The organism is Streptomyces jeddahensis, from assembly GCF_001642995.1.
Taxonomy (GTDB): Bacteria; Actinomycetota; Actinomycetes; order Streptomycetales; family Streptomycetaceae; genus Streptomyces; species Streptomyces jeddahensis.
Map to the genome: position 1 here is coordinate 23,542 of NZ_LOHS01000049.1, position 19,215 is coordinate 42,756.

Below are 19,215 nucleotides of genomic sequence, written 5' to 3' on the forward strand. Positions count from 1 at the left end.
GTGTGGGGTGTCCCTCAGGCCGAGGGCCACCCCACACGTCGTCGGGAGCGAATCCGCTGGATTCCCCGCTCCACGGAAGAGATCCGGGGGACACCTGGCGCCGCGGCCGAGGTCCGCGGCCGCACCTGTCCCGCGAGCGTCGCGCCAAAGGCGATCGCCATGCCCACGAGCTGCACGGGCGTGAGCGCCTGACCCAGCGCCGCCCACCCGATGACGGCGGCGGTGAGCGGGGAGAGCGGGCCGAGGAAGGTGACCTGCGTGGCGGTGAGGCGGCCGATGCCGCGGAACCAGAGCCAGTACGCGACCGCCGTGTTGGCGAGCGCCATATAGACGTAGCCCGCGATGTTGCGGCCGTCGAGCGCGGGTGGTGCGCCTTCGACGAGCAACGCCACCGGCGCGATGAGCAGCCCGCCCGCGGTGAGCTGCCACCCGGTCAGCGCGAGCGGGCCGACGCCCTCGGGGCGCCCCCAGCGCTTGGTCATCACGGTTCCGGTCGCCATCGACGCGGTCGAGGCCAGGGCCGCGAGTACGCCGACGAGGTCCAGCGCCGAAGCGGCCCTGAGGACGACGAGGCTGACCCCGAAGGCCGCCGCGATGCCGGTCAGCAGGGTGCGCGGGGTCGGCCGCTCGCCCAGCAGCAGTGCGGCCAGACCGGCGACGAAGAGCGGGCCGACGGAACCGACGACCGCCGCCATACCGCCGGGCAGCCGGTACGCGGAGAGGAAGAGCAGCGGGAAGAAGGCGCCGATGTTGAGCGCGCCGAGCGTCGCCGCCTTCCACCACCAGGCACCACGCGGCAGCACGCGGGTGAGCGCGAGCAGGGCGACTCCGGCGGGCAGGGCGCGCATCAGTCCCGTGAACAGCGGACGGTCGGCGGGCATGAACTCCGTCGTGACGGCGTAGGTCGACCCCCAGGAGACGGGGGCGAGGGCGGTGAACAGGACGGTGCTGGCGCGCTTCATCGACGGTCCCCTCCGGCGCGTGGCTCACCTGGACCAAAATAGCTTAGCTCTAAGCTACTTTTTAGCAAGTGGATGACTAGAGAGATACTTGGCCTGGAGTTACTTGCCGTCGATCGATCTTTCCTCGATACTTTTTCCATGAACGCGACCCCGCAGGAGAAGGACCCCGTCGACGCGATCATCGAGCAGTGGGCTGCCGTCCGGCCCGAGCTCGACACGACCGCGATGGAGATCTTCGGCCGCGTCTACCGCCTGGCGCGCACGATGGGGGACCGCGTCGAGAAGGTGTACGCCCGCTTCGGCCTCTCGCGCGGCGAGTTCGACGTGCTGGCGACGCTGCGCCGCGCCGACAAGCCGTACACGCTCTCTCCGCGCCAGCTCTCGGCGACGCTGATGATGACCACCGGCGGTATGACGGGCCGCCTCGACAAGCTGGAGCGGGCCGGGTTGCTGCGTCGCTCGCCCGATCCGCACGATCGGCGTGCACTGCAGGTGACGCTGACGGAGAAGGGGCTTGCGGTGGTCGAGGAGGCGCTCGTCGCGGGGCTTGAGGTGCAGACGGAGGCGCTGGGTGCGCTGGACGCGGAGCAGGCCGGCCAATTGGCCGGCCTGCTGAGGCTGTTGCTTGGGGGCGCCAGCGGTAGCTGACCGTACGTCGTTCAGTTGCCGCCGTCGTGGGCTGTGCCCACCCGTTCCGCCCCTGCGGAACGCCTGCCCACAGCACTCGCAGGCCCGGTAGCGGTGGTCAGCGCGTCCTCGATCGTTGCCTCGTCCGGCGCATCCGAAGCCCACGCCGCGTATCCGTCCGGCCTCACCAGCAGTGCCGTGCGGCGGTCTGTCGTCCAGTGGGCCGTCGTGAGGCGGTCCTTGCGGTCGCCCGGCTCGATCTCGGTGTCGGCCGCGGTGATCAGGACGAACTTGCCGCCGCGCAGCGCCTCGTAGAGGCGGCGGCCGTCGTGCAGTGCCACATCCGGGACGCGCTTGCCGGTGAGCGGGTGGGCGCCGCGTGGCGCCGGGTACGCGTATCCGATGCCGGTGACCTGGCCGACCACCTTCGCACGGACCGGGCACGCGACGCCCAGCAACGCGGTGAGCGCGGCCCGGGCCGCCAGCGTCCACGGGCGCTTCGCCATCGCGAGGCGCACGATCCCGCCGCTGGAGCGCAGCACGGCCTTGCCGACGGGGTGCCGCTCCGTCTGGTACGTGTTCAGCAGGCCTTCCGGCGCGTGACCGTCGAGTACCGCGGCGAGCTTCCAGCTGAGGCTCGCGGCGTCCTGCAGCCCGGTGTTCATGCCCTGGCCGCCGGCCGGTGTGTGCACGTGCGCGGCGTCCCCGGCGAGGAAGACGCGTCCCACCCGGTACTGGGGCGCCTGGCGTTCGTCGCTGTGGAACCGGGACATCCAACGGGCGTCGTGCATCCCGAAGTCGCGGCCCAGGGCCAGGCGGGTGATCTCCTTGATCTCTTCGAGGTCGACGGGCTCGCTGTCGGGGACGTCGCGGCCGCGGTGCCAGCCGATGACGCGGTAGTACCCGTCGCCGAAGGGGGCGATGAAGGCGAAGGCGTCCCCCACGGCGTTGACGGTCAGCAGCGTCTCCGGCTGCTCGGCGAGCAGCACGTCCGCCAGGACGACCGAGCGGATGACCGACCTGCCCGGGAACGGCTGGCCGATCGCCTCGCGGACGGCGCTGCGCAGGCCGTCGGTGCCGACCACGTACGCGGCCCGCCGCGTGGCCGCCGAGCCGTCCGGGCCCCGCACCTCGACGGTCACCTCCTCGCCGTCCTGCGTCAGGCCCGTCACCTCCGTCTCGTAGGCGAAATGCACGCCCGCCTCGACCGCGCGGCGCTCCAGCGCCGTCTCGATCTCGTACTGCGGCAGCACGAGGAGGTGCTTGAAGCGGGACGGGAGGGTGCTCAGGTCGAGCGCGAGGCGGTCGAACAGGCGGAGCCGGTCCAGGCGCTGCCCCTTGGCCTCCAGTTCGTCCGCCAGGCCGCGCGCGTCGAGCTGTTCGAGGGTGCGGGCGTGCACGACGAAGGCGCGGGAGAGGTTGCTGATGCCGTGCCGCCGCTTCTCCAGCAGCGTGACGGGGATGCCCGCCTCGGCGAGGTCGCCTGCCAGCAGCAGACCCGTGGGGCCGGCGCCGACGACGATGACGCCGCGGTCGTGGTCGTTGCGCTGAGTCGATCCGGTCGTGCCGTTCATGGCGGCCTCCTGATGCCAACAACTGTTGGTCAACGCTTGTTGGCACCAACGTACGACGCCGCCTGTGGACTGTCAACGGCTGTTGGCCTACGGTTGTTGGCATGTCCGAAAGCGCATCCGCGACCAGCCTCTCCGACCCGGGCGCCGCGAGCCGCCCGCGCCGCTCCGACGCCACCCGCACGGCCATCCTGACGGCGGCCCGCGAGCGCTTCGCCGCGGACGGATACGAACGCGCCACCATCCGCGCCATCGCCGGGGACGCCCGGATCGACCCGTCGATGGTGATGCGCTACTACGGCAGCAAGGAGGGCTTGTTCGCGGCCGCCTGCGCCTTTGACCTGCGCCTTCCGGACTTGGGTTCGACTCCCCCGGAGGCCGTCGGCCGGACGCTGGTGAGCCACTTCCTCGACGTGTGGGAGGAGAACGAGGTGCTCACCGCGCTGCTGCGGGTGGGCGTCACCAACGCGGCGGGCGCCGAGCGCATGCAGGGCATCGTCAAGGAGCAGCTGCTGCCCGTCGTACGGCAGGCCTGCCCGGATCAGAGGGAGGCTCCGGCCCGCGCCGCACTCGTCGCGTCACAGATCCTGGGCATGGCCCTGACCCGCTACGTGCTGCGCTTTCCGTACGCCGCCGCGCTGAGCCGCGAGGCGATCGTGGACTGGCTTGCACCGACGGTGCAGCGCTATCTCACGGCGGACAAGCCGTAAGCGGCGGGGCGGCAGCGGAAGGATGAAGCGGAGGGATGAAGCACAGGGCGTGCGAACACGTCGAGGGCGCCCCTCGCGCGGTGTACGCGAATGGGGCGCCCTCGGCGGAAGCTGTCGGGCGGGCCTGAGGCCCTGCCCGGATCAGATCAGCCCTGCTGCTTCTGCTGCTTGCGGGACTTGTCGCCCAGCATCACCAGGCCGGCGATCGCCAGGAAGATGGCGATCGGCAGCACGACGAAGAGGCCCAGCGTCTCGATCACGCTCAGGCCGGTTCCCGGGTCGTCGCCGTCGTCGCGGATCAGCGCGGAGGCGGGGGACGACATCAGCAGCATCATGAGCGTCGTACCGGCTGCCAGGGCGCCGGCGCGCAGGGCGTTCTTCTTGTCCACGGTGCCAACGTAGCGAACGGCCGAACGGGCCGCGCGCCCGGGGTGCCGCATTAGCCCTCTCAGGGCGCTTTCGGCGCGCCCTCGGGCCTGAGCACATCGATCAGCGCATGCAGCCGCGGCGACGCCGCGAGCTGCTCGAGGGTGATAGGGCGGCCCTCGGCGTCCGCGATCGGCAGCCGCCAGTTCGGGTACTGGTCCCAGGTGCCCGGCAGGTTCTGCGGGCGCCGGTCGCCGACCGTGTCCGGCAGCCACAGGCCGATCATGCGGGCCGGGGTGCGCAGCAGGAAGCGGTGGACGGCACGGATCTCCTCCTCCTCGTCGCCGGGGCCGCCGGGCAGCAGCCCGAGCCGCTCCAGCAGTGCGCGCCACTCGCCGACGTCGGCGGCGGCCTCGGCGCGCTCCTCGTCGACCGGGCGGGTCAGCAGGCCCAGCTCGGCGCGGAGTTCGACGTGGTCGCCGGTGAACCGGGACGCGGTCGACGGCAGGTCGTGCGTGGTGGCGGTGGCCAGGCAGTCGGCGCGCCACTCCTCGGGCGGCAGCGGCAGTCCCGAGCCGTCCCAGTCCCGCTCGAACCAGAGCACGGAGGTGCCGAGCATGCCGCGCTCGTGCAGCGTCTCGCGCACGCCGGGCTCGACGGTTCCGAGGTCCTCGCCGATGACGAGGGCGCCTGCGCGCTCCGCTTCCAGCGCCAGCACGGCGAGCATCGCCTCGGCGTCGTAGCGGACGTACGTCCCCTCCGTGGGCGGCCTCCCCTGCGGGATCCACCAGAGGCGGAACAGGCCCATGACGTGGTCGATGCGCAGGGCGCCCGCGTGCCGGAAGAGGGCGTGCAGCAGGTCGCGGTACGGGGCATAGCCGGAGGCGGCCAGGCGGTCCGGGCGCCAGGGGGGCAGGCCCCAGTCCTGGCCGCGGGCGTTGAACGCGTCCGGCGGTGCGCCCACCGTCATGCCCGCCGCGAGGTGGTCCTGCAGCGCCCAGGCGTCGGCGCCGCCGGGGTGCACGCCCACGGCGAGGTCGTGGACGAGGCCGATCGGCATGCCCGCGTCCTGCGCGGTGCGCTGGGCGGTGGCGAGCTGGGCGTCGGTGAGCCAGGCCAGGAGGCTGTGGAAGCCGACGCGGTCCCGCAGCGCCTCGCGGGCGCGCGCGGTCTCCGCCGAGCGCGGGTCCTTCAGGCCGTCCGGCCAGGTGTGCCAGTCGGAGCCGTGCACCTCGGCCAGCGCGCACCAGGTCGCATGGTCCTGGAGCGCCTGCCCTTCGGCGGCGAGGAAGTCGCGGTAGGCGGCGCGCCGGCCGGGGCCGAGGGGGACGTCGCGCACCAGCTCCAGCGCCTCGCGCTTGAGCGCCCACACCGCGTCGCGGTCGATCAGGGCGCCCTTGTCCAGGACCGATGCGCGCAGGGCGGCGGCCCGCTCGAGTAGGCCGTGCGCCTTCTCACGGTCGGGGGCCGGGAGGTACGGGTACTCGGGGATGTCCTCGATGCGCAGATGGACCGGGTCCGGGAAGCGGCGGGACGAGGGCCGGTACGGCGAGGGGTCGGTCGGGGGGCCGGGCACGGCGGCGTGCAGCGGGTTGACCTGGATGAACCCCGCCCCGAGCGAGCGGCCCGCCCAGGCGGCGAGCTCGGTGAGGTCGCCGAGGTCGCCCATGCCCCACGAACGCTCCGAGAGCAGGGAGTACAGCTGGACGAGGATGCCGTACGTCCGGCCCGCCGGGCCCGGCACCCGGTCGGGAGCGACGATCAGGTGGGCGCGGGCGGTGCGGCCGTCGGGAGCTGTGGCGTGCACCGTGTGGAAGCCGGGTGGCAGCCCTGTGGCGGATGACCGGTTCTCGCCCTGCTCGGTCTCGATCCGCAGGCGGGTGCCGGGCGGCAGGTCCGCCAGGGCGGCGGGCTCAGGTCCCTGCCGGCCCACGACCGTGGGCGGGAGCAGCCGCTCCCGCAGCTCGGCCTCGCGGGCCTCGAGCGCGTGCCGGACCGCCTCGGGCGTGCTCGCGTCGACGCCCAGCGCCGCCAGCGCCGCGACGACCGCCGAGTCCGGCGCCTGGACCGTACGGCCGGGCGACGGGGAGTACGAGGTGGCGACGCCGTGCAGCGCGGCGAGCCGGGCAAGGGGCATCTACGCTCCCATGGGGTCCGGGGCCGCGGCCGCGCCGATGGGGGTGGGCTCGCTGGTCAGCGGGGCGGCATCGGCGAGCGGGGGCTCGCTGGTCAGCGGGGCGGCGTCCGCGAGGGGCGGTTCGCTGGTGAGGGGCGCCTCGGAGCAGGCGCCTTCCGCGGTGAAGATGGTGCAGTCGTCGAGTGCGTGGGCGGGGGCGGGGACGGCCCCCGACAGGTCCGTGCGTCCGAGGTCCGTGGGTTCCAGGTCCATGGGTTCGAGGTCCGTGGGTTTGGAGAGGGCCGAGAGCAGAAGGTTCGCCGATGCGGCCACAAGGGCCTCCTTGTCGTGGGCCGGTCACCGTCCGGCAGCGCCGGGACGGTGCATGGTCAGGCAGCCCATACCCCGTGGGCGCGGCCGCAGACGTAATCGATCGATCAACGTGTTCCTGGTCACATTCTGTTCCGCGGGCCCGAGTTGATCCAGTGGGCGCGGCGCCATGACCGCAACTCCTCAGGGCACACGTGCCACAACGGCCACGCTCGTTGACACTCTCCGTGCATCAATGGTGGGCTCTGTGTCACCGCTCCTGCCCTGTTGAGAGGCCCGATGAGCGGCCAGTGGAACGTAGTTGACCAACTCGCAGTCGACCGACGAGGAGAGAGTCCGTGCAGCTCCGCCGCAGGGGGCGCAGCAGGAGAGCGGCCGCCATCGCGTGCGCCGTCGTCGCGGGTGCACTGGGCGCCGGTACGCCGGGGGCCACTGCGGTTCCGCCGCCGCGGAGCGCTGCGGCGGTTCCTCCACCGCGTGGGGCGGCGGCCGTTCCTCCGGCTCCGGACGCTTCGACGGTTCCCTCACCCCGGGAAGCGCCGCAGCCTGCGAAGACGCGGCAGCATACGGAGACGCAGCAGCTCACGGAGACGCTGCCGCCTGCGGAAACGCCGTCCGCCGTCCCGCCCGGCGACCGCCCGGCGGAGTCGTCCCTCCCAGATGTCCGGCCCCGGCCCCAGTCGATGCAGCTCCGCGGCACGATGGTCACGATCACCGACGACGTCGTCCTCGCCGCACCCCGCGGCACGGACCCATACGCGATGCGGGCTCTGCGCGCCCTGCTGCACAAGGCTGGCGTCCGGCGCATCACGGAGGTACGGGACGGCGCGGCGCTGCCTGCCGGGCGGGGGCTGGTGATCCGCGTGGGCGAGGAGGTGGCCCGTACCAGCGCCGGGCACCGGCGTGGCGGTTCCGCGGATGTCGAGAAGGCCCTCCGAGCGCTCGGGGCGCCGGCCGAGGGTGCCCGGCTGCCGGCCGGCGGGTACCGGCTGGCCGTGGGGCGTGTCGGCGGTCGTGACACCGTGGCGGTCTCCGGGTTCGGCGATGACGGGCTGTTCCACGGCGTGCAGACGCTGCGTCAGCTGGTGCCCGTGTCCAAGCACGGCCGAGAGCCTGGGGCAGGGCGGCGGATCGCCGGTGTGGTCGTACGCGACTGGCCCGGCACCGCCGTGCGCGGCATGACCGAGGGCTTCTACGGCACGCCCTGGACCACGCGGCAGCGGCTCGCCCAGCTGGACTTCATGGGCCGGACGAAGCAGAACCGGTACCTGTACGCCCCGGGCGACGATCCGTACCGCCAGACACGCTGGCGCGAGGCGTACCCGCCAGCGCAGCGCACCGGCTTCCGTGCGCTCGCCGAGCGGGCCCGCCGCAACCATGTGACGCTCGCCTGGGCGGTGGCGCCGGGCCAGGCGATGTGCCTGTCGTCGGACCGCGACCTGAAGGCCCTGATCCGCAAGCTGGACGCCATGTGGGCGCTGGGGATGCGCGCGTTTCAGCTCCAGTTCCAGGACGTCAGCTACAGCGAGTGGCACTGCGAACAGGACGCCGCCGTCTTCGGCTCAGGGCCCGGTGCGGCCGCGAAGGCGCACGCGCGCGTGGCGAACGCCGTGGCCCGGCACCTCGCGAAGCGCCACCCGAGCTCCGCCCCGCTGTCGCTGATGCCGACCGAGTACTACCAGGACGGGCCGACCGCCTACCGCACGGCGTTGTCGGGCGCCCTCGACGAAGGCGTCGAGGTGGCGTGGACGGGCGTCGGCGTCGTCCCCAGGACCATCACGGGACACGAACTAGCCTCCGCCCGGATGGCGTTCGGCTCCCGGCATCCGCTCGTCACGATGGACAACTACCCGGTCAACGACTACGCGCAGGACCGCATCTTCCTCGGCCCCTACACCGGCCGCGAACCCGCCGTGGCCGCCGGCTCCGCCGCACTGCTCGCCAACGCGATGGCACAGCCCGCGGCCTCCCGCCTGCCGCTGTTCACGGTCGCGGACTACGCCTGGAACCCTCGCGGCTACCGGCCGCACGAGTCCTGGCTCGCCGCGGTCGACGACCTCGCCGGCGGCGACCCGAGGACCCGCGCGGCGGTACGCGCGCTGGCCGGGAACAACGCGTCCTCCGTGCTGGACGCCGACGAGTCCGCGTATCTGCGGCCGCTCATCGAGGAGTTCTGGCAGGCCCGTACGGTGAAGGACGCAGCGCGGAACGAGGCGGCGGCGCGGCGGCTGCGCGCGGCGTTCACGGTGATGCGCCAGGCCCCAGGGCGCCTGTCCGGCACCGCGCTGGGCGGCGAAGTGCGGCTCTGGATCGCGCAGTTGGGGCGCTACGGAGCGGCCGGCGAGACCGCCGTCGACATGCTGCTCGCGCAGTCGCGCGGCGACGGCGGTGCGGCCTGGCGGGGGGCGCGGGTACTCGCCCGGCTCGCCGGCGCGCGGGAGGCCGGCCTGCTGGGCGGCGGGGCGGCCGCGGACCGGGTGAGGGTCGGCAGCGGCGTACTCGGCCCGTTCCTGAGGCGCGCCGAGCAGGCGTACGCCAGGTGGTCCGGGCTCGCGCAGGAGCCGGCCGGGACGGAGGACTCCGCCGCCGCGACGGAGCACTCCGCGCAGGAGGACGCCGTGCGCGGCCGCACGATCCGTTTCTCGCGCGTGCGCCCGCTGGCCGCGGTGACCGCGATGACCGCCCCCGGCACCCCCGGCACGGTGGAGGCGCACATCCCGGGCCAGGGCTGGCGCCGTCTCGGCGAGCTGGCGGCCGGCGGCTGGACGGAGCTCTCGCCGAGGGGGCTGCGCGCCGACGCGGTGCGGGTCACCGGCCCCGCGGAACGGAGCGCCACGTCCCTCAGGCGACGGGTCGGCGTCGAGCCACGGGTCAGCGTCGAGCATCTCGTCCCCTGGTTCGCCGACTCCCCCGCCGCCGAGGCGAAGCTCACCCGCGAGACCGACGCGGTGGTCGGCGGCGGCACCCAGCGGCTGACCCTGCGGCTGACGCCGCGGCGCCCCGCAGACGTCCGGGGCAGGGTCACCGTACGGGCGCCGCGCGGCGTCGTCGTGCGGGTTCCGCGGGAGACGACGCTGCCGCGCGGCACAGCGGTGACCGTGCCGCTGCACGTCACCGTTCCGGAGGGGACACCGGCCGGGACGTACCCGATTCGCGTCGCGTTCGGGGATGCGACGCGCACTGTCGTCGTGCGTGCGTGCCCGCCCACCGGAGGCCCGGACCTCGCGCGGGGCGCCGCAGCCCGCTCGTCCGGCGACGAGACCGCGGACTTCCCGGCGTCGGCGGCGGTCGACGGCGACCCGGAAACCCGCTGGTCGTCGCCCGCCGACGACGGCGCGTGGTGGCAGCTGGAGCTGCGCAGGCCGGCCCGCATCGGCGCGTTGGTCCTCCACTGGCAGGACGCCTACGCAGCGGCGTACCGCATCCAGGTCTCGTCGGACGGCAGGACGTGGCGGACCGCGGCGGCTGTGCGGGACGGCCACGGGGGCCGCGAGACGGTCCGCATGGACGCACCGGGCACCCGCTTCGTCCGCGTACAGGGAGACGAGCGGGCCACACCCTTCGGTTACTCCCTGTGGTCGGTGGAGGCGTACGCGGTCGTGGAGTGATCGGCCGGTTCCGGCCCGGTCCGCGCTTCTTCACCGAAGACTATTCACTCAGTACATATTGTGAGTGCATACTGTCCCCCATGAGCACCCGCCACATCTTGCTGGGGCTGCTCGCCGGGGGTCCCAGCCATGGCTACGACCTCAAGCGGCGGCACGACGAACGCTTCCCCCAGGCCCGTCCGCTGGCCTACGGGCAGGTGTACACGACGCTGCAACGCCTGGTCCGCGACGGCCTCGCGGAGGTCGAGGGCACCGGCTCCGAGGGGGGACCGGAGCGCACGCTCTACCGGTCCACCGAGGCCGGGGGGCGTGAACTGACCCGATGGACGGGCGAGATCACACCGCCCGCGCCGTTCGTCACGAACGAGATCTTCGCCAAGGTCGTCGTCACGATCCTGGCCGCCGGCGACCCGGCCGGACACCTCCAGCTCCAGCGCGCCGCCCACATGGCGCGGATGCGCGAACTCACGGCGGTCAAGACCGCCCCGGGCGCCGATCTCACGACCGTGCTCTCGGCCGACTACGCCCTCACCCATCTCGACGCCGACCTGCGCTGGATGACGACCACCGCGGCACGGCTCACGACTCTGACCGCGGAGGTCACCGCAGCATGAGCACCGACGACAACGGAACACCGCTCCTCGCCGCCCGGGGGCTGGTCAAGGCCCACGGGAAGACGCAGGCGCTGCGCGGCGCTGCGTTGGAGCTCCGCGCCGGCGAGATCCTCGCCGTCACCGGCGCCAGCGGCAGCGGGAAGTCCACGTTGCTGCACTGCCTCGCGGGCATCGTCCGCCCGGACCAGGGCTCGGTTGTCTACGGGCAGGAGCGGCTCGACCAGTTGCCGGAGCGGCGGCTCAGCGAGCTGCGGCGCACGGAGTTCGGCGTGGTTTTCCAGTTCGGGCAGCTCATCCCGGAGCTGACGGCGCTCGACAACGTGGCGCTGCCGTTGATGCTGTCCGGAGCGGGGCGGAGGGAAGCACAGGGCAAGGCCGGCGAGTGGCTGGAGCGGTTCGGGGTGCGCGGGCAGAAAGACCTCCGGCCCGGCGAGATGAGCGGCGGTCAGGCCCAACGGGTGTCGCTGGCACGGGCGTTGGTGACGGGACCGAAGGTCGTCTTCGCCGACGAACCCACCGGCGCCCTGGACTCGCTCGCCGGCGAACAGGTGATGACGGCCCTCGTGCACACCGCCCGCGAGGCCGGCACGGCTGTTTTGCTGATCACGCACGACGCTCAGGTCGCCGCGTATGCGGACCGCGAGGTGTGGCTGCGTGACGGGGCGGTCGTGTCCGAGCACGCGCAGCAGGAGATGGCCCGATGAGGAACGACCTGCGGCTCGCGGTGCTGCTGACCCGGGGTTCCGACCGGCGGGAGTGGTGGCGGGTGACGCTCACGGCGCTGGGGGCGCTGCTCGCGACGGGCTTCGCACTGGCTGCCGTCACGATCGCCTCGCTCCAGGGGCAGTACTCCATCTCCTTCGGCGACGGTCTGCTGAACCATCCCGGAGTCCGTTCCGGGGTGATCCTCACCCTGCTGATGCTGCTGATCCCCGTACTGGGGTTCCTGGGCCAGTGCGCGCGCATCGGCGCAGTCCACCGCGACCGGCGGCTTGCGGGCCTGCGGCTGGCGGGGGCCACGCCGAGGCAGGTGCGACGGATCGCCGCGCTGGAGACGGGGCTCGCCTGCCTGGCCGGCTCCTCGGTGGCCACGGTGTTCTCCGCCCTGCTCATGCTCCGCCTGTGGAACCACCCCACCCCCCTGGCGTGGGCCGGAATCGCGTTGGTCGCGCTGGGAGTGCCGCTGGCGGGCGCGGTGGTGAGCGCTCTGGCGCTGCGCCGTGTGGTGGCCTCGCCGCTCGGCTGGGTGCGCAGGGTGCGGCCGCGTACGGGCCGGGGTCCTGGTGTCGCGTTCCTGGTGGCGGTGCTGGTCGTCGTGGTCGCGGGGCTCGGCGCATACGCGAGCACGTTCGTGGGGGTGCCCGGGGGGTTCGGCCAGGTCGTCGGTTTCTTCACCGGCCCGCTGACGGTCTTCGGCCTGGTGATTCCCACCGGCCTGGGCGCGGTGTGGCTGGCCGGCGCCACGGCCGGGCTCACGGGCCGGCTGCTCGCGGCCCGGGCCGAGAGCCCTGCCGTGCTGATCGCGGCGGAACGGCTACGCGACGACCCGTGGGCCACCGCCCGCACCCACGCGGCCGTGCTCATGGTCACCGTCGTGGGGACCGGTTTCATGGGCATCCGGCAGGTGCTGCTCGACGTCCTGAACAACAGCAGGCCCGGGATGACGGCCGAAGACATGTCCTTCTACACCACCGGCATCGATCTGACCGGCGCCGCCATCCTGGTCGCCCTGGCAATCACGCTCTCCGGCCTCGCCGTCGGCGCCGCCGAGTCGCTGGCCACCCGTCGCCGGGGTCTGGCCGCGCAGGCAGCAGCCGGGGTGCCGCACGACGTGCTCGGCCGGGCACTGCTGCTGGAGACCGCCCTGCCGCTGGCCTCCGCGGTCGCGCTCGCGGGCGCCGCCGGCATGGCGATCGGTGCCTGGTACGCCGGGTTCGCGGACGGGGGCGGCCGACCGGTGCCGTACGTGGCGCTCCTGGTCCCGCTGGGGGTGTACGCGTCATGCCTCCTGGCCGCGGCCACCTCCCTCCCGCTCCTCCGGCGCTCCGTACACCCCGCCGAGCTCCGCTTCACGTGACGCGAGCCCTGCGGGGAGGGGGAAACGGGGGCCCGCCCCGGGAAATGGGGGGCCCGCCCGGGGAACGGGGGCCCGGGGGCCCAGGAGTGGGCCCCCGGGTGAGCCGGGGAACGCGAAGGCCCGGATCCGTCAGGCAGAGATGCCGTCGATCCGGGCCATCGCGTCCTCCGCGCCGTACGGCTGCAAGTACGGCAGCCAGCGCGGGTCCCTATGGCCGGTGCCGATGATGCGCCAGGCCAGGCCGGTGGGCGGGGCGGGCTGGTGCCGCAGCCGCCAGCCGAGCTCCCGCAGGTGCCGGTCGGCCTTGACGTGGTTGCAGCGACGGCACGACGCCACCACGTTGTCCCAGACGTGCTTGCCTCCACGGCTGCGCGGGATGACGTGGTCGACGCTGGTTGCGACGCCACCGCAGTACATGCACCGGCCGCCGTCGCGGGCGAACAGCGCCCGCCGGGTCAGAGGAACGGGCCCCCGGTAGGGGACCCGGACGAACCGCTTGAGCCGGACCACGCTGGGTGCGGGGACAGTGACGGTCGCGCTGTGCATGAAGGCGCCGGACTCCTCGAGGCAGATGGCCTTGTTCTCGAGGACGAGGACGAGCGCGCGGCGGAGCGGTACGACGCCGAGTGGCTCGTACGACGCGTTGAGGACCAGGACGTGTGGCACGGATGCCTCCTTGTACGCCGGCGGCGCGTGGCTCGCGCCGGGACGATCTGTTGTTCAGTCTGACCTCATGCCTGGTCGTAGCGCCACCATGTCCGGGTAACGGGATGAGGGAGTTTTCCCCGCACCCCTGCTCCAGGTGCCGCTCGAACCCGTCGGCCTGTGGTGCGGCCAGGGATTCCGGGGACGCTCCCCCGGAGTGTGCGGTCGGCCACATTCCTCCCGGGCGTGCGGTCGTGTGCAGTCGGCCACACCGCCCGGGGATGTGCGGTCGCCACACCTCCTTCATCCCCTGGTGAGCACAGTCTCTCCCTCGAACATCACAACGATCCACACACGATGCCCCGTTAGTGTGGTGTGTCTGCCCGAGCGGTGCGCACCGTGCGACCGTCGTCTTCCGACGACCTGGACCGCCGTCCCCGGACGGCCCGGGCAGGCCGCTACGCCTGGAGGTACCTGCCGTGCTCTTGTCCGTCCTGTCGGCCGCCGGAGCTGCCGTCTCCACGAAGTCGGATCCGGAGAAGGTCGTCTCACTCGAGGACGCTCAGGAAAAGGCCACGAACGCCGCGAGCTGGGTCGAGCAGAACTGGTCGACCTGGCTCGGCATCGGCCTGCGCATCCTGCTGATCGTCGTGATCGCGGCGGTGCTGAGAGTGGCGATCCGGCGTGCGATCACCAAGCTGATCGAGCGCATGAACCGCACCGTCCAGGCCGTGGACGGCACCGCGCTGGGCGGGCTGCTGGTCAATGTGGAACGGCGCCGCCAGCGCTCGCAGGCCATCGCGTCGGTGCTCCGCTCGGTCGCGTCCTTCCTGATCCTGGGCACAGCCGGGCTGATGATCCTCAGCACCTTCCAGATCAATCTGGCGCCGCTGCTGGCCTCCGCCGGTGTGGCGGGCGTCGCGATCGGTTTCGGCGCCCGCAACCTCGTCACGGACTTCCTCTCCGGCGTCTTCATGATCCTCGAGGACCAGTACGGCGTCGGGGACTCCATCGACGCGGGCGTGGCATCCGGCGAGGTCATCGAGGTGGGACTGCGCGTGACGAAGCTGCGCGGCGAGAACGGCGAGATCTGGTACGTCCGCAACGGCGAGATCAAGCGCATCGGCAACCTCTCCCAGGGCTGGGCGACGGCGGGCCTCGACGTCACGGTCCACCCGACCGAGGACCTGGACCGGGTCAAGGCGATCCTCGCCGAGGCCGGCGAGAGCATGGCCAAGGAGGAGCCCTGGAACGAACGGCTCTGGGGCCCCGTCGAGGTGCTCGGCCTCGACAGCGTCCTGCTGGACTCGATGGTCGTCCGGGTCTCCGCGAAGACCATGCCGGGCAAGGCCCTGGGCGTCGAGCGCGAGCTGCGCTGGCGGATCAAGCGGGCGTTCGACGAGGCGGGCATCCGCATCGTCGGCGGCCTCCCGGCCCAGCCGGAGGGCGAGGACACGGCGGCCGACCCGACGGCGGCCATGGCGGCCCCGTCGGCGTACGCGTCGACGACGTCGCCGCAGTCGCAGGCGGCCTCGCCGATCTCGCCGACGAAGTAGCGAACGCGGCGCCCAGACTCTGTACGCGGAGGGGCACCGGGACCTCCCCGGTGCCCCTCCGCGTATCCCGGGTGCAGCCCTCCAAGGCGCCCCACACCGTCCTTGCACAGCCCTTGCACCGCCCCCACAGGTAACGACTCCGTTTCCTGCGGGGGCGGTTTCGGTTGACGCCTTGACGCCCGATCCGTCCCGGGCCTACCTTCGTCGCCAACAACCGATAGGAAACTTTCCTAACAATGCTCGCAAGGGCTCGGGCCCGAAGATCCATGGATGGACTTCCGGCCACGACCACTGCGAAGCTGGGCGCCGAAAGGCAGGTGGCGACACGCATGGCAGGAACCGGATCCGGATCCACCGGTACGCCGGGCACCCCCCGCGTCCTGCGCGCCATGAACGACCGGGCCGCGCTCGACCTCCTGCTGGAGCACGGGCCGCTGTCCCGGACGAGGATCGGCAAGCTCACCGGGCTGTCGAAGCCGACGGCCTCCCAGCTGCTGGCCCGTCTCGAGGCCGCCGGGCTCGTCCTGGCGACCGGTACCAGTGAGGGACGGCCAGGACCCAACGCCCAGCTGTACGCGGTCAACCCCGCCGCCGCGTACGCCGCCGGGCTCGATGTGACCCCGCAGCACATCCACGCCGCCGTCGCCGACATCACCGGCCAGACGATCGGCGAGCACGTCCTGCCCACCCCCGGCCGGCGCACCGCGGAGCGCGTGGTGAGCGATGTCTCGGACGCCCTCGACGGCGCGCTGAAGGCCGCCCGGCTCATCCGGGACGACGTCCACCGCCTCGTCATCGGCACCCCCGGCGCGTTCGACCCGAACACGGGCCGGCTGCGCTACGCCTCCCACCTCCCCGGCTGGCACTCCCCCGCACTGCTCGACAGGCTGGCGGCCACCCTGCCCATGCCCGTCGAGTACGAGAACGACGTCAATCTCGCCGCGATCGCCGAACAGCGCCTCGGCGCGGCCCGCGGCCACGAGAGCTTCGTGGTCCTGTGGAACGAGACAGGTCTCGGCGCGGCCCTGGTCATCGGTGGCAGGGTGCACCGGGGCTTCACCGGCGGCGCGGGCGAGGTCGGCTTCCTGCCGGTGCCCGGCACACCCCTCGTACGCCAGGTCACCAAGGCCAACAGCGGCGGCTTCCAGGAGCTCGCGGGTGCCCAGTCCGTGCCCCGGCTGGCCCGGGAGCTCGGCATCGACACCCCCGAGCAGCCGTACGTCGATGTCGCCGCCGACCTGCTCGCGCGGGCCGCCGCCGGGCACGAGGACGACGAACGGCTGGCCGAGCTGCTGCACCAGCACGCGCTGCGCCTGGCCACCGGGCTCGCATCGGTCATCGCCGTACTCGACCCCGAACTCGTCGTCCTGACCGGAAGGATCAACCGCGCGGGCGGCGAACCGCTGCGCGCCGCGGTCCAGAGCGAGCTGGCCGACCTGGCCGCCTCGCAGCCCCGGCTGGTCCTGGGCGAGATCCCCGAGCACCCCGTGCTGCGCGGAGCGCTGGAGAGCGCCCTCGCCGCCACCCGCGACGAGGTCTTCAACACCTCTCTCTGACCGGCCCTGGACGGCGGCTTCACCGCCGTGCCGCCGCCCTGCCTCGCCGTGCCCGGCCCCGCCGTACCCCCGTCTCCCCGCACGCCGTATCCAGCACCGCCTCACTTCCGTACGCCGTCCGCCATACCCCTCCCTCGTATTCCTTGCGTCCAGGAGAGTTCGTCATGCCCAGAAACCGCCGTATCACCGCGGCCGTCGCCGTCGCCTCGATATCCCTCCTCGCCTCCGCCTGTACCGGCCAGTCCGGCACCGCTGCCACGGACGACCCCGACGCCGAGACGACCATCAGCTTCTGGCACGGCTGGAGCGGGCCCGCCGAGGTCAAGGCGCTCCAGAAGGTCGTCGACGGCTTCGAGAAGGCGCACCCCAACATCCATGTGAAGCTGGTCGGCAACATCAACGACGACAAGCTCAACCAGGCGCTGCGGGCAGGCGGTTCCAACGGGCCCGACGTGGTGTCGTCGTTCACCACGGCCAACATCGGCAAGTTCTGTTCGTCCGGCGCCTTCGCCGATCTCAAGCCGTTCATCGAGAAGTCGAAGCTGGACCTGGACGAGATCATCCCGAAGCCGATGCTGGACTACACCCAGTTCGAGGGCACCCGCTGCGCCCTGCCCCTGCTGGGTGACGCGTACGGCCTCTACTACAACAAGGACGCCTTCGAGAAGGCGGGCATCAAGTCCCCGCCGAAGACCTGGTCGGAGTTCGCCGAGGTCGCCAAGAAGCTGACCAAGACCAAGGGCGACAGCTACGAGCAGCTCGGCTTCATGCCGAACTACCACGGCTACGAGACCGTCGTCGACCACTACATGTCGCAGTGGGACCACGCGTACTTCGACAAGGACGGCAAGTCGAACATCGCCAAGGACCCGGCGTTCGCCGAGATGTTCACGTATCAGAAAAAGCTCGTCGACGACCTCGGCGGGTTCGAGAAGCTCGAGAAGTACCGCAACACCTTCGGTGACGAGTGGGGCGCCAAGCACCCGTTCCAGACCGGCCAGGTGGCCATGCAGCTGGACGGCGAGTGGCGTCTCGGCATGGCGCAGGACGCCGGTGTGAAGTTCGAGATCGGCACGGCGCCGCTGCCGGTCGCCGACGACGAGGTCGAGGACTACGGCAAGGGCTTCCTGTCCGGCACGATCATCGGCATCGCTCCGCAGAGCAAGAAGCAGAACGCCGCCTGGGAGCTGGTGAAGTACCTGACGACCGACACAAAGGCGGTTGTCTCCTTCGCCAACGCCATCCACAACGTCCCCTCCACCTTCGCGGCCCTGAAGTCGCCCGACCTGAAGGTCGACCCGGGCTTCGAGACCTTCCTGGAGATCGCGCAGAACCCGAAGTCCAACACCCCTCCGGCCGCCGTCAACGGCTCGGCGTACCAGGTGACGCTGCAGGACTTCGGCTACCAGTACGAGTCCGGCAAGGTGAAGGACCTCAAGGCCGGTCTGGAGAAGACCGCCGCGCAGATCGACCGTGACATCGAGCAGGCGAAGTAGGGCCTGGATGTCCACCGCCACGAACGCGCCGGCGCTTGCGCACGCCCTGCGTGCCAAGCGCCGGCGGTCCGCCCTGCGGACGGCCGCCTTCATGTCGCCGTGGCTGATCGGCTTCGGCTTCTTCTTCGCGTACCCGCTGGTCTCGACCGTGTACTTCTCCTTCATGAAGTACGACGGCTTCGGGGTCCCCTCCTTCAGAGGGCTCGGGAACTGGAGCTACGTCTTCAGCGACTATCCGATGTTCTGGCCCGCGATGCGCAACACGCTGTGGCTGGTCGTCGTCATGGTCACCTGCCGTGTCGTCTTCGGACTCGGCGTCGGCGTGCTCATCACCAAGATCAAGACGGGTACGGGCCTCTTCCGGACGCTCTTCTACCTGCCGTACCTGGCCCCTCCCGTCGCCGCGACACTGGCCTTCGTCTTCCTGCTCAACCCGGGCACGGGACCCGTCAACTCGGTCCTCGGCGGCCTGGGTCTGCCGACGCCCGGCTGGTTCACCGACCCGACCTGGTCGAAACCGGCGCTCACCATGCTCGCCGTGTGGGGCGTCGGCGACCTGATGGTCATCTTCATGGCCGCACTGCTCGACGTGCCGAAGGAGCAGTACGAGGCCGCGGAGCTGGACGGCACGTCCGCCTGGCAGCGGTTCCGGTACGTCACGCTGCCGAACATCTCGCCGATCGTGATGTTCGCCGTGGTCACGGGCGTGATCCAGACCATGCAGTACTACACGCAGCCCCTGGTCGCCGGAAAGGTCGCGTCGGGCATCATCGGCGGCTCCGGCCAGCAGTTCGAGCCCGGCTACCCCGACAAGTCGACGCTCACGCTGCCCCAGCTCGTCTACAACCTCGGCTTCCAGCGCTTCGACTACGGCTCCGCCTGTGTGGTCGCGCTGGTGCTGTTCGCGCTGTCCATGGCGTTCACCGCGCTGTTGATGCGGCGCCGGGGCGGTCTCATCCAGGCAGGTGACTGATCATGACG

The 19,215-nt window shown here is 72.1% G+C and carries 16 protein-coding genes; 10 read left to right on the forward strand and 6 right to left on the reverse strand.

The genetic code is table 11. The features are described from left to right. Positions 1–14: 14 nt before the first annotated feature. Positions 15–962, reverse strand: coding sequence for an EamA family transporter (locus tag STSP_RS06690; RefSeq protein WP_078066935.1), 948 nt, complete (start codon positions 960–962; stop codon positions 15–17). 138 nt (positions 963–1,100) lie between these two features. Between STSP_RS06690 and STSP_RS06695 the strand changes: the two genes are divergently transcribed. Beyond that, positions 1,101–1,610 carry a MarR family winged helix-turn-helix transcriptional regulator gene (locus STSP_RS06695; protein ID WP_067273440.1) on the forward strand — a complete coding sequence of 170 codons (510 nt, stop codon included), beginning with the start codon at positions 1,101–1,103 and terminating at the stop codon, positions 1,608–1,610. Between the two features lie 11 nt (positions 1,611–1,621). Here the strand turns inward: STSP_RS06695 and STSP_RS06700 are convergent, their stop codons facing one another. Next, a complete protein-coding gene (locus STSP_RS06700; protein WP_078066936.1) occupies positions 1,622–3,163 on the reverse strand; it encodes an FAD-dependent monooxygenase in 1,542 nt (513 codons plus the stop codon). Positions 3,164–3,264: 101 nt separating this feature from the next. Between STSP_RS06700 and STSP_RS06705 the strand changes: the two genes are divergently transcribed. After that, positions 3,265–3,870 (forward strand): TetR/AcrR family transcriptional regulator, encoded by a 606-nt coding sequence (locus tag STSP_RS06705; protein ID WP_067273442.1) that lies wholly within the window; start codon positions 3,265–3,267, stop codon positions 3,868–3,870. A gap of 146 nt (positions 3,871–4,016) precedes the next feature. On the opposite strand, the gene STSP_RS06710 is transcribed toward STSP_RS06705, so the two are convergent. Genes STSP_RS06710 through STSP_RS06720 form a run of 3 tightly spaced genes read right to left on the reverse strand, consistent with a single transcriptional unit; the run spans position 4,017 to position 6,685 of the window. Next, the gene (locus STSP_RS06710) at positions 4,017–4,259 is read right to left on the reverse strand and encodes a hypothetical protein (RefSeq protein WP_067273483.1); all 243 of its coding nucleotides are present in this window, start codon (positions 4,257–4,259) and stop codon (positions 4,017–4,019) included. Positions 4,260–4,318: 59 nt separating this feature from the next. Beyond that, the gene (gene malQ, locus STSP_RS06715) at positions 4,319–6,373 is read right to left on the reverse strand and encodes a 4-alpha-glucanotransferase (protein ID WP_067273445.1); all 2,055 of its coding nucleotides are present in this window, start codon (positions 6,371–6,373) and stop codon (positions 4,319–4,321) included. Further along, on the reverse strand, positions 6,374–6,685 hold the full coding sequence (locus tag STSP_RS06720) for a hypothetical protein (RefSeq protein WP_067273447.1): 312 nt from the start codon (positions 6,683–6,685) through the stop codon (positions 6,374–6,376). It abuts the gene before it with no gap. Positions 6,686–7,020: 335 nt separating this feature from the next. Between STSP_RS06720 and STSP_RS06725 the strand changes: the two genes are divergently transcribed. The 4 genes from STSP_RS06725 (at position 7,021) to STSP_RS06740 (ending at position 12,981) form a co-directional block, all read left to right on the forward strand. Next, a complete protein-coding gene (locus tag STSP_RS06725) occupies positions 7,021–10,290 on the forward strand; it encodes a beta-N-acetylglucosaminidase domain-containing protein (protein WP_078066937.1) in 3,270 nt (1,089 codons plus the stop codon). An 80-nt stretch (positions 10,291–10,370) separates the two neighbouring features. Beyond that, entirely contained in the window at positions 10,371–10,904 is a 534-nt protein-coding gene (locus STSP_RS06730) for a PadR family transcriptional regulator (RefSeq protein WP_067273450.1), read from the forward strand. Continuing rightward, a complete protein-coding gene (locus tag STSP_RS06735; RefSeq protein WP_067273451.1) occupies positions 10,901–11,608 on the forward strand; it encodes an ABC transporter ATP-binding protein in 708 nt (235 codons plus the stop codon). The genes STSP_RS06730 and STSP_RS06735 overlap by 4 nt, the downstream gene beginning before the upstream one ends. Next, a complete protein-coding gene (locus STSP_RS06740; protein ID WP_067273454.1) occupies positions 11,605–12,981 on the forward strand; it encodes an FtsX-like permease family protein in 1,377 nt (458 codons plus the stop codon). Before STSP_RS06735 ends, STSP_RS06740 begins: the two co-directional genes overlap by 4 nt. 129 nt (positions 12,982–13,110) lie before the next feature. On the opposite strand, the gene STSP_RS06745 is transcribed toward STSP_RS06740, so the two are convergent. Beyond that, a complete protein-coding gene (locus STSP_RS06745; protein WP_067273458.1) occupies positions 13,111–13,647 on the reverse strand; it encodes an HNH endonuclease in 537 nt (178 codons plus the stop codon). Positions 13,648–14,105: 458 nt separating this feature from the next. Here STSP_RS06745 and STSP_RS06750 point away from each other — a divergent pair, with 458 nt between their 5' ends. The 4 genes from STSP_RS06750 to STSP_RS06765 all read left to right on the forward strand — a co-directional run bounded on the left by STSP_RS06750 (position 14,106) and on the right by STSP_RS06765 (position 19,207). After that, the gene (locus STSP_RS06750; RefSeq protein ID WP_408646235.1) at positions 14,106–15,182 is read left to right on the forward strand and encodes a mechanosensitive ion channel family protein; all 1,077 of its coding nucleotides are present in this window, start codon (positions 14,106–14,108) and stop codon (positions 15,180–15,182) included. Between the two features lie 329 nt (positions 15,183–15,511). After that, the gene (locus tag STSP_RS06755; RefSeq protein WP_067273462.1) at positions 15,512–16,738 is read left to right on the forward strand and encodes an ROK family transcriptional regulator; all 1,227 of its coding nucleotides are present in this window, start codon (positions 15,512–15,514) and stop codon (positions 16,736–16,738) included. 164 nt (positions 16,739–16,902) lie between these two features. Next, on the forward strand, positions 16,903–18,234 hold the full coding sequence (locus STSP_RS06760) for an ABC transporter substrate-binding protein (protein WP_067273463.1): 1,332 nt from the start codon (positions 16,903–16,905) through the stop codon (positions 18,232–18,234). 7 nt (positions 18,235–18,241) lie between these two features. Next, positions 18,242–19,207 carry a carbohydrate ABC transporter permease gene (locus tag STSP_RS06765; RefSeq protein ID WP_067273465.1) on the forward strand — a complete coding sequence of 322 codons (966 nt, stop codon included), beginning with the start codon at positions 18,242–18,244 and terminating at the stop codon, positions 19,205–19,207. Positions 19,208–19,215 lie beyond the last annotated feature (8 nt).

Bases quoted from the DNA above. Each gene is read 5' to 3' on its own strand.
- STSP_RS06760 (WP_067273463.1), top strand. From the start codon at position 16,903: ATGCCCAGAAACCGCCGTATCACCGCGGCCGTCGCCGTCGCCTCGATA.
- STSP_RS06730 (WP_067273450.1), top strand. From the start codon at position 10,371: ATGAGCACCCGCCACATCTTGCTGGGGCTGCTCGCCGGGGGTCCCAGC.
- STSP_RS06755 (WP_067273462.1), top strand. From the start codon at position 15,512: ATGGCAGGAACCGGATCCGGATCCACCGGTACGCCGGGCACCCCCCGC.
- STSP_RS06765 (WP_067273465.1), top strand. From the start codon at position 18,242: ATGTCCACCGCCACGAACGCGCCGGCGCTTGCGCACGCCCTGCGTGCC.
- malQ (WP_067273445.1), bottom strand. From the start codon at position 6,373: ATGCCCCTTGCCCGGCTCGCCGCGCTGCACGGCGTCGCCACCTCGTAC.
- STSP_RS06735 (WP_067273451.1), top strand. From the start codon at position 10,901: ATGAGCACCGACGACAACGGAACACCGCTCCTCGCCGCCCGGGGGCTG.
- STSP_RS06695 (WP_067273440.1), top strand. From the start codon at position 1,101: ATGAACGCGACCCCGCAGGAGAAGGACCCCGTCGACGCGATCATCGAG.
- STSP_RS06740 (WP_067273454.1), top strand. From the start codon at position 11,605: ATGAGGAACGACCTGCGGCTCGCGGTGCTGCTGACCCGGGGTTCCGAC.
- STSP_RS06700 (WP_078066936.1), bottom strand. From the start codon at position 3,163: ATGAACGGCACGACCGGATCGACTCAGCGCAACGACCACGACCGCGGC.
- STSP_RS06705 (WP_067273442.1), top strand. From the start codon at position 3,265: ATGTCCGAAAGCGCATCCGCGACCAGCCTCTCCGACCCGGGCGCCGCG.
- STSP_RS06690 (WP_078066935.1), bottom strand. From the start codon at position 962: ATGAAGCGCGCCAGCACCGTCCTGTTCACCGCCCTCGCCCCCGTCTCC.